Origin of the sequence: Tumidithrix elongata BACA0141, from assembly GCF_036349135.1 — a bacterium.
Classification (GTDB): Bacteria; Cyanobacteriota; Cyanobacteriia; order Pseudanabaenales; family Pseudanabaenaceae; genus Tumidithrix; species Tumidithrix elongata.
In genome coordinates this window covers 1-13,293 of record NZ_JAZBJZ010000047.1, presented here as the reverse complement: position 1 = coordinate 13,293, position 13,293 = coordinate 1, and the positions used below count along the sequence as shown (strand labels likewise).

Sequence of the window (13,293 nt, the reverse complement as noted above, 5' to 3'; positions counted from 1 at the left end):
CGATTGCCCGATCCACAGATATAGCAAAACTACTGATAGAGAAAGGTGCTGACGTTAATGCCAGAAGTAACAATGGCTCGACTCCACTCCATGCTGCCCGATCTATAGATATAGCAAAACTACTGATTGAGAAAGGTGCTGATGTTAATGCTAGAAGTAACGATGGTACGACTCCACTACTTATGGCATTAGGAGGAAACAATACTGAGCTGGCAAAACTACTGATTGAGAAAGGTGCTGATGTTAATCCTAGAAGTAACTTGGGTTGGACTCCACTGCTTAGGGCATTATCGAACGGCAATACTATGCTGGCAAAACTACTGATTGAGAAAGGTGCTGATGTTAATGCTAGAAGTAACGATGGTACGACTCCACTACTTATGGCATTAGGAGGAAACAATACTGAGCTGGCAAAACTACTGATTGAGAAAGGTGCTGATGTTAATGCTAGAAGTAACTTGGGTTGGACTCCACTGCTATTTGTGGTAGAAGGAAGAAACAATACTGAGCTAGCAAAACTACTGATTGAGAAAGGTGCTAATGTTAATGCTAAAAATACCAGTGGTTTGTATCTACTAGATATTGCTAAGTTAAATAAAAATACTGGAGTTGAAAAATTATTGATTGAGAACGGTGCTAAGCAGGGTAGTGAAATTGCTCTGCCAGTAAATAAATTTTTATCAAAAAACAAATGATTGAAAAGCTTGCAAAAGGAACTTAACGATACGTTATTTTGTTTAGAGAGATAATATGAGCGCGCAACATCACGAAGGCGATATCATTGCTCAAAAATATCGAATTATAAATATTTTAGGGCAAGGCGGAATGGGTGTCACCTATAGCGCTCTAGACCAAAAAACAAATCAGAAAGTAGCTCTAAAGGTGATGTCACTGCAAAGAGCAGATGATTTTAAGATTTTAGAACTGTTTGAAAGAGAAGCCAAGATTTTATCTCAATTAAATCATCCTGCAATTCCTCGTTACCTTGACTATTTCCAGATCGATCGCCCCCGCGATCGCTTGTTTTATATCGTTCAACAACTGGCTGACGGTCAATCTCTAGCGAGTTTAGTTGAAAAGGGATGGAAGCCCAACGAACTAGAAGTAAAGCAAATCGCAGAAAAGGTTCTAGAGGTTTTGGTCTATTTGCAGCAACTCACCCCACCTGTGATTCATCGCGATATCAAACCGCAAAATATTATTTACGCTCCAAATGGAACTCTATTTCTCGTTGATTTTGGAGCCGTACAAGATACCTATCACAACTCACTCACGGGAGGTAGCACCGTTGTAGGAACCTATGGTTTTATGGCTCCCGAACAGTTCCGTGGGCAGGCAAATCTCGTTACCGATCTCTATGGTCTAGGCACGACGCTAATTTTTCTATTAACGCAAAAAGCACCTTCCGATCTACCTCAAAAAAAGCTCAAAGTGAACTTCCGCCCTCACGTTCAAATATCAAAGCAGTTTGCCGGTTGGATCGATCGGGCGATCGAACCCATAGCCGAGGATCGCTTTGCCTCGACAGCAGAAGCCCTAGCAGTTTTACAAGGCAAGCAAGAATTCACCCAATCTACGGCAAAAGCAACTCGTCCAGTTGATAGTCGTATCACCTTAATTGATAATGGAGAACGGTTAATTGCAGAGATTCCATCTGTAGGGTTACAAAGCAATTACAGTCGTCTGTTTATGTCCCTGCCAATCGCTTGGAACGTTATTCTCTTACTATTTATTTTGATCGTTTTTGTATATTTTACTTGGATTCGGTCTACCTACTCATCCATTGGCTTAACATACAGCGAATTATTCGTAGGGTTAAGTATATTTGTTGCATTTGGACTAATTGGTATTTGGATATCGATCAAATTCCTTCTTAGTGTCTTATCTCGGTTTCGCCTAGTAATCGATCCAACTTATTTTCACTATCAACGATGGTTTCTTAATTTCTGCCTTCAAGATGTCAAAGGTGAGACAGCCCATATTATCAAAGCTGACCTCAAAAATTCGGGTCTCGCACTCTTTAATAGAAATTCAGCAATTCAAGTCTGTTCTCTTGTTGTCAAGCGCAAGCCCTATCGATTTGGTGCTTTTCTCTCCGAACCAGAGAAGCAATGGCTAATTGCCGAGATCGATCGCTTCCTACAAAAGCAAAAGTTACAACTCAATGCTGGTTCCTGATATCTAGTCATACCCCTCATCCCCTAAATCCCCCAATGCTGGGGGATTTAGGGGATCTTTCTCTCCCAAAATAGGGGGCTTCGGGGCTTATGGTTGCTTAAGCATTTCCATTCTTAACATCCATTTCACCCGAAGAAGCACTCCTCGCCCGACCTTGAGCTGCCCATGCTTTCATGTAGTTAATTTGTTCGCGAGCCGTACTTGCCAAGGGAAACGTATCCTGTACTGCACCCACGATATCCTCCGTTGTCAGATCGCGATTGTGATGGAAAGCCCGATACATGCCCTCGATAATTGCCTGTTCGATTTCTGCGCCGCTAAATTCCTTGGCGATCGCTGCCATGCGATCGATATCAAATTTACGCAATTCCGTCGGACGAAATCTTTGTAAATGAACAGAAAAAATTTGTTTGCGTTCCTCACAATTTGGCAGATTAATAAAAAAGATCTCATCAAACCTACCTTTCCGCAGTAATTCAGGAGGTAAGGCATCAATATTATTTGCCGTCGCCACAATGAAAACAGGCGTTTCTTTTTCCTGCATCCAAGTTAACAAAGTCCCAAATACCCTCTGACTTGTCCCCGAATCCGTAGAGCCACCACCCGTCATCCCCGCAAAGGCTTTATCGATCTCATCCATCCACAAAACGCAAGGAGCCAATGCCTCCGTTAATTGAATTGTCTGGCGAGTACGGCTTTCTGACTGCCCGACAAGACTACCAAAGAGTTTACCCACATCTAGCCGCAATAGAGGTAGCCGCCAGAGATGCGCGATCGCTTTAGCACAGAGACTTTTACCCGTACCCTGAATCCCCATCAACAAAACACCCTTGGGGTTAGGCAACCCAAAGGCTCTCGCCTCATCCGAAAATGCCTGCTGTCTCTGCAATAACCATTGCTTAAAATTATCCAACCCTCCAATACTGTCGAGCGTTTCATAGGGCGCAAAAAATTCTAAAAATTCAGTTTGGCGAATTCTTTGTTGTTTCTCGATTAACACCAAATCGATATCGGCTTCGCTGATAAATTGCTTCTGCACCAGTGACTTCGCTAAGGTATGCGAAATATGGTCTCGCGTAAGACCCATACAAGCTTTTACCAATTGTTCTAAGCCCGTTCCACTTAAGCGCAATTGTTCCGTCGCCACCATCTGTTGAATTGCCGTTCTAATATCATCAGCATTGGGCAATGGGAAATTTAATATGGCGATCTGCTGCTCTAGTTCTGAGGGAACCTCTAACATAGGACTGAGTAGCACCACCGTTTTTCGCGAACTACGCAGATTGCGATAGAGGTTGCGTAACTGCCGCACGATCATCTCATCAGGCCGTTGTCCCCCCAGCCGACGATGCAGATCGCGAAATACAAAGATTACAGGGACTTGCGGGTCGGCTTCCTCAGCAATCTGTAAGGCTTGTAAAAGATTGTTTTTCGCTTGCTGGTTATGAATAAAGCCATGAACCAAATCGTAATAGACCACCTCACGGGAAGGATTGCAGGAACGTCCCACCTGTTCGATCGCTTTCTCAGCCCGTTCTTCTTCTGCTGTCACCACATAGATCAGTGGGTACTTAGCCCGAATGAGAAGGTTAAATTCGGTGGGAAAGTCTTGGCTTCTCATAATGGAATTTTAGATTTGTGAGAGGGGTTTAGTTTCAAATTATTTTATTTTTAGTGCACGCTTCATACATTGTCGAACAGAGCCGTATAGTTCACCCACTAAACCATCAAGCTCATGCTCAATGTCTTCATAACGACCAAGTTTGCTAGTCCACATCCCACTAGGTAATTGTCTGGCTACATGCTGAGGCTCCTCACTTACTTTTACGTAAATTGCGATCTTCTCAAATCCTATCTCAAGCTCTGAGCTATCACATATCTCGTAACCATATATTTGATAGGCTTTGACAAATGCTTGTAAGGTATGCTCCCTAGGTACGCCTTCAGGCCAGTAGTAATCTTCTTCGGGTAAAGGAGACCACCAGCAATCATCTTCACCAACTGCCCAAGCTAAACAATTATATTCACTCGTGTAACGACTTGTAATTTCGTATTTTGTCATCGCTAAATTTGGCCAATCCGTCTCAAGTTCAGCATTCGTATCCATGCTGTCTACCCCAATCGAGCCATGCTTCTGCCATCTTCTTGATTCTTCCCTTATCTTCCGACATCACAGGATTTTCTCCCGTTATTGCTCTTAGAGCAGGAAACCAGTGATCTGGTTCCTTGCTTAATTCTTGAAGAATCAATGGGACAACTTTAGACCCCATTTTAATAATTTGCTGATAAGCAGGATGCGAAACTATGTTACTTATTAACGACATATGGCAGGTTTCTTTTTTCCATTGTGAAGACAGAAATTGGAATCTAGCTTCTAAATCGGCAACACTATCTCTATGTGTTCTAATAGACATGATTTTGCCACTAGGATTAAATTTCAACAAAGAAGTTAATCGTTGAATAAAGCACAGTTCATCAGCTTCAGAAAATGACGGAAACTCATCACTTTTCTCATGTATATAGTCAACAATGGATATCACAAGATCTCGATCTGATAGATTTTCTTCTTCCTTTAGCTTATATAGAGTAGATATAGTCTCAATAATATTTACAGCATCGCTTTCTTCAGTTTCACCAAATTTCATAGACTTAGGGATAATGAAAGATGCAGATTGATTGCTTAGAAAAGAGACAATCACTTGGATAGCATTGTCATCAACGCTTATGATTTTCTTGATTCCAGGTTTGTGTTGTTCGGGAATACGCAAAAACATAAATTCAAGACTTTGAAAAACATACAGAGATCTTAATCCAAAGAAAACTATTTGCACAGAAACATAAGGAGGTAAAGAAATCTTCACCTCCTTATGTACGACTTAAATTTTATTTAAAAACTATGCGTGGCTTGGAGTCCAATCGATCCAGTTTTGAGGCTTAAGGAAAGTTTCGGATAGATCGGCTTCGGGGGTGTTTGGCTCAGGATGATAGTCATAGTCCCAGCGTACCAGTGGAGGCAAGGACATTAGGATGGATTCCGTGCGACCGTTGGTTTGCAAACCAAAAATTGTGCCTCGGTCGTACACCAAGTTAAATTCGACATAGCGACCGCGACGATAGAGTTGCCAGTTGCGCTCTCTTTCGCCATATTCCATATTGCGGCGACGTTCGCCGATCGGAACATAGGCGGGTAGGAAGGAATTACCGCAATCTTGGACAAAATCGAAAATTTCTTGCCAAGAGCGCTCTGAAGGTTCGCCAATCTCATCACTTAGGGCTTTAGCAGTGGGTGAGTCATTGCTGTTTTTGTAGAGTTTGCCCTTGCCGTCTTGATAGTCAAAGAAGATGCCACCGACACCACGGGTTTCGCCGCGATGCTTGAGGAAGAAGTAATCATCACACCAAGCCTTAAAAATACGATGGTAATGAGGATTGTGGCGATCGCAGGCAGCTCTAAGCGTTTTGTGGAGATGCTGGGCATCTTCGGCAAACCCGTAGTAAGGCGTCAGGTCTAAACCGCCGCCAAACCACCACACGTTCCCTGCTTCAAAATAGCGATAGTTGAGGTGAACTGTGGGTGCATAGGGATTTACAGGGTGTAACACCATGGATGTGCCCGTAGCGTAAAAAGTCTCGCCATCCAGCTCCGGATATTGTCTGATGATACTTGGTGGTAAGTGTGAGCCATATACTTCGGAAAAATTAACGCCACCTTTCTCGAAGTAGTCTCCATCGACAATCACTCGCGATCGCCCACCGCCACCTTCGGGACGCACCCATTGATCTTGCTTAAACTTTGCCTTCCCGTCTAATTCTTCTAATCCTTGGCAGATACTATCCTGGAGTTTCTGCATAAACTGACTAACTTGTTGCTTGGAATCGCTCGGATGTTGAGGAGCTTGAATTAGAGGGCGGGTGGCAATAGTCATAAAGTTACTTTTGAGTATCGTCCGTTACTTGTATTTATATCTTTCTTTAACAATAGCTAGACTTAGGACTATAAAGTCATTTGTAAAATATTTTTAATATTTCTATACTTGACCGCATGAGTTTTGAGGAGATTATCCAGTGGTATCCGCAAGATGGTAAGCGCGATGTGCTTTATAGAAAGTTGCCAAAGTAATCATGCTCATTGACGATCCTCATAACCCTCTAAGCCGTGAAACTATTCCTTTTCTCATCTGAGTAATTTAGGGGATTTATCGCGGATGAACTAGCCAAGCTCGTTGGATGGGCTGACTGAGGGTCTGTACTAAAGGAGAAAGTTGAGCAATATCCTTTAAACCCTGCGTGGTTTGAATTTCAATCCCTTGTTGATAAAGCGTATAGCCCTTGGTGAGTGCTACACGAATGCCGCAATAATATTCAGGATCGAGCCCCTGCATTCGCAACTTGGCTTGCCATGCCTCTAGGCTTGCTTCGCGATCGCTGAGACTCTTATCGCTAATATCAGTCGCTTTAAAAATGTCACGATCTAAATAACGCCGACATAGATCGACCAAGATGCGATCGTTGCTCTCACGCCAACGATGCAGGTGATAGGTAAACACAATGTCATCAGCCGCTAAATATTGCTCGCAGTTTAAAGTCTGAGGATCTTGGCTCAACCAAGCCTTTACAATGCGATCGGCTTCGATCTCACCCGATCTAAGCAATAATTTTGCCCGTTCGTAAATCTTGGTCAGCGTAAATCGCGAAGCCAGATTTTTGGGATGGTTGTAGACCTGTAAATACATAAAGTAACGGACGGTAAGGTAATGCTCGATCGCTACCAAGCCCTTACGATTCACCACCAAACGTTGTGTAATTGGGTCGTAGCTCATTGCCATCAAGATTCGATCTAGATCGAGCTGACCGTATTTTGCCCCAGTGAAATAACTATCTCGCTGTAAGTAGTCCAAGCGATCGCAGTCCAGTTGGCTAGAAACCAGTTGGTAAGCGAGAGGCACTGGATATTGCTTCGTGAAGATCTGCTCTAGGGCTGCCGTTAGCTCGGAATCATAATTCTCTAGTACTTTCGCAATAGCAGGGGACTGGAGCAGCCGCCTTGTCCATACCTCATGCTGACTGCCAAACATCTCTTCACCCGCATGACTAAAGGGGCCATGCCCTAGATCGTGCAGCAAAGCGGCACTCAAGACTGCCGCACGATGTCCAGCTAGATAAGGATATCGCTGCAAGATTTGATCGAAGGCTCTCCTTGTTAGTGCCATTACCCCCAAAGAATGGGTAAAACGCGAACCCTCGGCTCCATGAAATGTTAGGCTCGCTGTGTCTAGTTGGCGAATGCGCCGCAGTCTTTGAAATTCAGGCGTATCAATCAAACGAATTAGTAAAGCTTCGACAGGATCGTCCCCATCTAGGGTAATGGCTCCATGCAGAGGATCGTGATAAGTACGAGATTTACCGAGTAACATGAGCAGGGATTGCCTCAACGAGCTTACATCTGATACTTCCCATCAATCAATTTGTAGCATCAATTAATTTGTACATTGCCAAAAACACATGTTTTTTTGAGGGTTTTCACTATCAAAAAATTCTTGACAGGACACTACCTTGCGACAAGGCGATCGCATATTCACCACACTTGAAATTGATGGAAAGACTTATTTCATTATATTTTTTGTTTTCTCGCACATAAATATCTGTAATTACGCAAAATTTTCATGTATATTGGGTATAGCAGGCAATATCAAAAAGTTGCTCATCAGTAAAAAACGTCAGTTCGGGATAAGAAAACCTAAAACGCTATATATCCCAAGGCTCCCCCCTAGACCCCCTTGAAAAAAAGGTGGAGAACTCACTTCCCTGTTTCAAGGGGGATGCCCTATCGGACAGGGGGATCAAACCCCTCGGTTCCAGCAAGTTAGCTTGCTGTGTTCCGAAATCCTTAACCCGAACTCAGGTTAAATAGATATTTTTTTCTGAAATTAAGCCTCTCTATCCAGCCAAAACGTTACAGGGGATTTCTATGACGAACGATCCGAATCCATACCAACACCTACTTCCATATCTTGGTGGGCAATGTGAGGGAATATTATATCGGCTAATCCTCGGAGCAGTCGAATGGAACACGGGGACAACAAAATACTTTAATGGGACAGGGAGCAATGCTAACTGGATAACTCCAGACCCATATCCTTATTCGGTATACAACTTGGCGGGTCCCTTACCTCAAGGCGGCTTCACTTGGGAAGTCGATGAAACGTTTCCGTCTTATAGCGTTTTTAAGTTGTTGTGGAACGGTCAATCTACAGGGGTTCGCTGGGCTTCTGGAGATCGCCAACCGCCCACCTCAACTTTTGTTGCGCACATAGAGAGGACTGACAATCAGCCAGATAATTGTGGCAATCTACCCAATATCCCTATTCCAACAGAGAGACTGGCACAATCATCCATATCAATCGAATTGGCAGTATTTTTGGCAGTGGTTGGGCGTTAAAAGACTGGCAAGAAATCATTGAAAACCCTGATGGTAGCGTTTTACTGCTTGATGGCGATGGGACTCAGCTTATATTTGAGCCACCTGCCACTGCTGGAAATCCTTACATCTCCCCTTCAGGAGACTTTTCTATCCTACTCAAGCTTAGTGATGGTACTTACCAACGCACATTCAAAGACCGCGCTATCTATAGCTTTAATGCCAACAAGAAGCTCAGTATTATTCAAGATCGTAATGGCAATCAAACTCGCTACATCTACAACACGTCGGGGCAATTAACCCAAATCATCGATCCTGTGAACTTGGTCACCAGTTTTACCTATACTGGCAGCCGCGTCACAAGCATCACAAATCCCAATAATCGCGTCACTACCCTTACCTACAACCCAGCAGGCGATCTAATTAGGATCGCCCATCCCGATACTGCTCAAATTAACTTTGAGTACGATAGCAACCACTGCATGACCGCTAGTACTGATGCGAGGGGCAATCGAGGTACAGCGACCTATAATTTTGCGGGATGAGTTACAGGTTCGACACGTAAAGATGGGTCTACCGTCCAAATTCAGTCCGTGTCAGTCAAGGGATTATATCTACCCGCCCAAACTATCGCTCTTTTTACAGCACCTGAGTCCTATAGCCCCGACTTTACCGAAGCCGTCAGCCCCGCCGCAGTCTATACTGACGGCAACGGGAACATCAAGACCATGCGTTTAAACCAACGCGGCGATCTGGTTGTAGGCACAGACCCTGTAGGCAACCTCACCAGCAACACCTACAACAACCAACATCAACTCACCCAAAGCAGCAACGCACGCGGACAAAACACCACCTACACCTACGACAGCCGAGGCAACGTCACCCGCCTCGTAGACTCGATTTCTGGCGCAAACGGCAAACAATTTACCTACGATCCCACTTTTAACCAAATCACCAGTGTCACCGATGAGTTAGGACGAGTTACCACCTATCAAATCGACCCCGCCAACGGCAACACCCTCTCAGCGACTCAAACTGTAGGAGGCAATCCCCAAGTTACCACCTATACCTACACCCCCAAAGGTCAAGTCAGCACCATAACCGATGCCCTAGGACGGATTACATTCAACGAATACAACGCCCAAGGGCGGCTGTTTCGCGTCACCATCGCCCAAGGCACAGCCGACCAAGCCATCCTCAATTACGAATACAACAGCGCAGGCTACCAAACCAAATTTACTGATGCCAAAGGGAATATCACCCTCTATAGCTACGACGTAATGAATCGGCTAACACGGGTCACATCACCCGATCCTGATGGCGCAGGCACATTAACCTCACCCGTCAACCAATATACCTACGACCTCGCAGGCAATCGCATTACCGCCAAAGACCCACGTAACAACACCACCACCTATGTCTACGATGCCCTCAATCGCCTCATCCAAATTACCCAACCTGACCCAGATGGCACAGGCGTACTCACCTCACCTATCACCCAATATACCTACGACCCCGCAGGCAATCGCCTCACCGAGACAGACCCACTCAATCGCGTTACCCAATATCGCTATGACGGCAGAAATCGCCTCACCCAAGTGATTAATCCGCTCAATCAAGCCATAACCTATGGCTATGACCTAGATGACAACCAGACTAGTGTCACCGATGCGCTCAATCAAACCACGACCTACATTTATGATGCGAGGAATCGCCTTACCAGAGAGACCAACGCCCTCAATCAAGCCAACAACTATGTCTACGATCGCGTTGATAACCTCATCTCTATCACCGATGCGCTCAATCAAGTCACGACTTTTGCCTACGACAGTTTAGACCGTCGCATTATTGTGACAAATCCGCTCAACCAAACCACCACCACAACCTATGATTTGGTCGGGAATGTACTTTCAGTCACGAATGCTGCGAACCAAACCACACGCTATGTCTATGACAATAGAAATCGCCAGATTCAAATCATTGATGCGCTCAATCAAATTACCAAGCTCAGCTATGACCTGAATGGAAATTTGGTGCAAATAACAGATGCTTTGAATAATGTGACTAGCTACCAATATGATGGCTTAAATCGTTTAACAACTGAAACAAATCCGCTTAATAAAACTCGGACGTTCTCCTATGGAGTCACGAGCAATCTGGTAGGCATCGTAGACAGAAATAACCGCGCCAGAAAGTTTAGCTATGACACGCTAAATCGCTTACTAGCAGAGCAGTGGCTAGACGCGGCAGGTGTAGTGACGGCAAGTTTTCGGTTTACATTTGATGCGGCGAGTCAGGTGTTGACGGCTAGTGACCCTAGTTCGCGCTATGCCTTTAGTTATGATGCCGCAGGTAGACAAACCATTGTAGATGGTACGGGAACATCGGGAGTGCCGAATGTAATTTTGACTTCGACCTATGATGTGGCAGGAAATCGCATCAGTTTGACCGATAATATCGCAGGAGTTTTGAAGGGAACGCAGGGGTTTGGTTACGATGCGCTCCAACGTTTAACCCGAGTGACGCAATCGGGTTCGGGTGTGAGTAATAAGCGGGTTGACCTGATCTATGATGCCGTAGGGCGAATGTCGGGAATCAGCAGGTTTGCCAGCACAGATCAGTCTGTACCTGTGGTGAATAGCAGTCTGACATTCGATCTGGCGAGTAAGTTAACGGCTCTGACGCATGTGCGGAATGCGACGACGATTAATAGTAATGGGCTGACCTATGATGCGGCGGCAAGGGTGACGCAGTTGATGACGGTGGATGGGAGTAGTGGGTATGGCTATGATGCCACGAGTCAGCTTACGGCGGCGACCCATAGTTATCAAACATCTGAGGCGTTTAGTTATGATGCGTTGGGAAATCGCACGGGGTATGTAACAACGGCGAATAATCGTTTGCAATCGGATGGAACGTTTACCTATCTCTATGATGACGAGGGAAATCGCACGCAAAGGACAAATATTGCCACAGGTGAGGTAACGAGTTATACGTGGGATTACAGGAATCGCTTGACTGGCGTGGATACGAAAACGAGTGGTGGTGTGTTAACTCGTTCTGTGGCGTTTAAGTACGATATTTTCGACCGAAGGATTGCCAAAACAGTTGACCTTGATGGTGCTGGTGCTGGTGCTGCGGTGACTGAGAGGTATGTCTATGACCGAGACCATATTATGTTGGTGTTTGTGGGTGCGAATCTAAAAGAGCGTTATCTTTATGGTGCGAATTTAGATCAGGTGCTGGCGGTGGAGGCAAGTAGTCAGGTAAACTGGACGCTTTCTGATTATTTGGGTACGGTGAGGGATTTGGTGAGTAGTGCGGGTGTGGTGCAAAAGCACATCAAGTACGATAGTTTTGGCAATGTCACGGCTCAAAGTGCGCCCACGGTGAAGTCGCGGTTTGGCTTTACGGGTCGGGAGTTTGACTCTGAGACTGGGCTTTATTATTATCGCTCTCGCTATTACGACTCTGCGGTTGGTAGGTTTATTAGCGAGGATAGGATTGGTTTTGCGGGTGGTGATGCGAATCTTTACAGATATGTTGGGAATAGTGCGACGAATGGAACTGATCCTTTTGGTTTACAGACATACGTATTACAGCTTGGCACAACTCTTGGTAAAGCAGCAGGAACTGTAGCAACGGGAGCCGAACTTAGTGTATTGGCTCCTGTGCTTGCATTTGCAGGAGTACTTCTTGGATTTCCTAGTGCTGCGGGTGAAGGGAGTGATAAAGTTAGACCACTACCCGTCAGTGGATTTACCAATACTGCTGGAGCTGGGTTTGGTGGTGGACTACTCACTTTCCCTGATCCTCAAGAGAGTAGACCTACAATATACATATCTCCCAATGGGCGCTACTCAGACCCAAATGTAATAAATCGCGGCAGAGATTTCGAGGATATTGGTGGAATCTGTAGTGTACCTCAAGGTTTTCCCATTCCTCAGCCTCTCTTTCCTCCGTTTTTAGAGGCAAAAAAAGAAAAAAATATTGATTTGGGAGAAGGATATAAAGTGCCTGAAGACATCTATCACCCATCTGGAGCGGATGGACTCAAACAAGAGATTTTACAGGATGTTAAAAATGAAGAATATAAGTTGGGAAAAGTAGGTAAGAATCCTGACATCCAAGTAAAAGACGGTAAAATTGTTCTTCAGTCACAAGAAAATAAGAAAATATCTATTAAAACTGATATTCCTGTTTCTAAATATCCAGAGATAACAAAGAGTAAATAATGGCTAAGAATCAATTTGTTTTGGAATTAGAGATCGAAAGAGGACAGAGCAAAGAGGCTATTTCAACTATTCTAGGTGTTGAACCTAATTGGAAGTCTAAAAATTGGTGTTTTGCAGTTGTTCGTGATTATGATAATGATGATTGTATCGAAGAAATTATTGAATATGAACATTTCGACGACATTCCATCTTTTGTTGACCAGTTTATAGATTTACTTGATGGGAAGTTTGAGCAACTTGCTGAAGTTGGGATTAAAAAAAGTGACATTATTTTCTGGCAGTATTATGCATATGATGGTCAATGTAATTTGGAATTCACCCCCAGGCAGCTTAAAAAGCTGGGTGACAATGAAATCCGCTTATGTATTTCATGTTGGGATGTTAGTGCTCAAGAAGAAGAATCTCAAGAATAGAGTTGTTGGGAAATAAAAACAAGTTGTGGACAGGGTTTTCCTCTTCCCT

The 13,293-nt window shown here is 44.4% G+C and carries 11 protein-coding genes; 6 read left to right on the top strand and 5 right to left on the bottom strand.

What is annotated here, in order from left to right:
* Together V2H45_RS12825 and V2H45_RS12820 are read left to right on the top strand one after the other, a co-directional pair.
* Nucleotides 1-695 (top strand): ankyrin repeat domain-containing protein (locus V2H45_RS12825; protein WP_330484057.1); only part of this gene is annotated, 695 nt, incomplete at its 5' end.
* 55 nt (nucleotides 696-750) lie between these two features.
* The gene (locus V2H45_RS12820) at nucleotides 751-2,178 is read left to right on the top strand and encodes a serine/threonine protein kinase (protein WP_330484056.1); all 1,428 of its coding nucleotides are present in this window, start codon (nucleotides 751-753) and stop codon (nucleotides 2,176-2,178) included.
* A gap of 97 nt (nucleotides 2,179-2,275) precedes the next feature.
* On the opposite strand, the gene V2H45_RS12815 is transcribed toward V2H45_RS12820, so the two are convergent.
* The 5 genes from V2H45_RS12815 to V2H45_RS12795 all read right to left on the bottom strand — a co-directional run bounded on the left by V2H45_RS12815 (nucleotide 2,276) and on the right by V2H45_RS12795 (nucleotide 7,592).
* On the bottom strand, nucleotides 2,276-3,799 hold the full coding sequence (locus V2H45_RS12815; RefSeq protein ID WP_330484055.1) for an AAA family ATPase: 1,524 nt from the start codon (nucleotides 3,797-3,799) through the stop codon (nucleotides 2,276-2,278).
* Between the two features lie 39 nt (nucleotides 3,800-3,838).
* Nucleotides 3,839-4,285, bottom strand: a complete 447-nt coding sequence (locus V2H45_RS12810; protein WP_330484054.1) for a DUF7689 domain-containing protein — start codon at nucleotides 4,283-4,285, stop codon at nucleotides 3,839-3,841.
* A complete protein-coding gene (locus V2H45_RS12805; RefSeq protein ID WP_330484053.1) occupies nucleotides 4,269-5,039 on the bottom strand; it encodes a hypothetical protein in 771 nt (256 codons plus the stop codon). Before V2H45_RS12805 ends, V2H45_RS12810 begins: the two co-directional genes overlap by 17 nt.
* A 33-nt stretch (nucleotides 5,040-5,072) precedes the next feature.
* Complete coding sequence (hemF, locus tag V2H45_RS12800) at nucleotides 5,073-6,104, bottom strand: oxygen-dependent coproporphyrinogen oxidase (protein WP_330484052.1); 1,032 nt, start codon at nucleotides 6,102-6,104, stop codon at nucleotides 5,073-5,075.
* 270 nt (nucleotides 6,105-6,374) lie between these two features.
* Nucleotides 6,375-7,592 (bottom strand): HD domain-containing protein, encoded by a 1,218-nt coding sequence (locus V2H45_RS12795; RefSeq protein ID WP_330484051.1) that lies wholly within the window; start codon nucleotides 7,590-7,592, stop codon nucleotides 6,375-6,377.
* A 554-nt stretch (nucleotides 7,593-8,146) separates the two neighbouring features.
* On the opposite strand from V2H45_RS12795, the gene V2H45_RS12790 reads away from it, so the two are divergent.
* The 4 genes from V2H45_RS12790 to V2H45_RS12775 are packed head-to-tail and all read left to right on the top strand — an operon-like array spanning nucleotide 8,147 to nucleotide 13,244.
* On the top strand, nucleotides 8,147-8,617 hold the full coding sequence (locus tag V2H45_RS12790) for a hypothetical protein (protein ID WP_330484050.1): 471 nt from the start codon (nucleotides 8,147-8,149) through the stop codon (nucleotides 8,615-8,617).
* Nucleotides 8,518-9,141: a hypothetical protein gene (locus tag V2H45_RS12785; protein ID WP_330484049.1), complete on the top strand. Its 624-nt coding sequence runs from the start codon at nucleotides 8,518-8,520 to the stop codon at nucleotides 9,139-9,141. The genes V2H45_RS12790 and V2H45_RS12785 overlap by 100 nt, the downstream gene beginning before the upstream one ends.
* Nucleotides 9,142-9,189: 48 nt before the next feature.
* Nucleotides 9,190-12,831: an RHS repeat-associated core domain-containing protein gene (locus tag V2H45_RS12780; RefSeq protein WP_330484048.1), complete on the top strand. Its 3,642-nt coding sequence runs from the start codon at nucleotides 9,190-9,192 to the stop codon at nucleotides 12,829-12,831.
* Entirely contained in the window at nucleotides 12,831-13,244 is a 414-nt protein-coding gene (locus V2H45_RS12775) for a hypothetical protein (protein ID WP_330484047.1), read from the top strand. The genes V2H45_RS12780 and V2H45_RS12775 overlap by 1 nt, the downstream gene beginning before the upstream one ends.
* Nucleotides 13,245-13,293 lie beyond the last annotated feature (49 nt).

Coding starts and splice junctions, on each gene's coding strand:
- V2H45_RS12810 (WP_330484054.1), bottom strand. CDS start 4,285: ATGGATACGAATGCTGAACTTGAGACGGATTGGCCAAATTTAGCGATG.
- V2H45_RS12775 (WP_330484047.1), top strand. CDS start 12,831: ATGGCTAAGAATCAATTTGTTTTGGAATTAGAGATCGAAAGAGGACAG.
- hemF (WP_330484052.1), bottom strand. CDS start 6,104: ATGACTATTGCCACCCGCCCTCTAATTCAAGCTCCTCAACATCCGAGC.
- V2H45_RS12790 (WP_330484050.1), top strand. CDS start 8,147: ATGACGAACGATCCGAATCCATACCAACACCTACTTCCATATCTTGGT.
- V2H45_RS12815 (WP_330484055.1), bottom strand. CDS start 3,799: ATGAGAAGCCAAGACTTTCCCACCGAATTTAACCTTCTCATTCGGGCT.
- V2H45_RS12820 (WP_330484056.1), top strand. CDS start 751: ATGAGCGCGCAACATCACGAAGGCGATATCATTGCTCAAAAATATCGA.
- V2H45_RS12795 (WP_330484051.1), bottom strand. CDS start 7,592: ATGTTACTCGGTAAATCTCGTACTTATCACGATCCTCTGCATGGAGCC.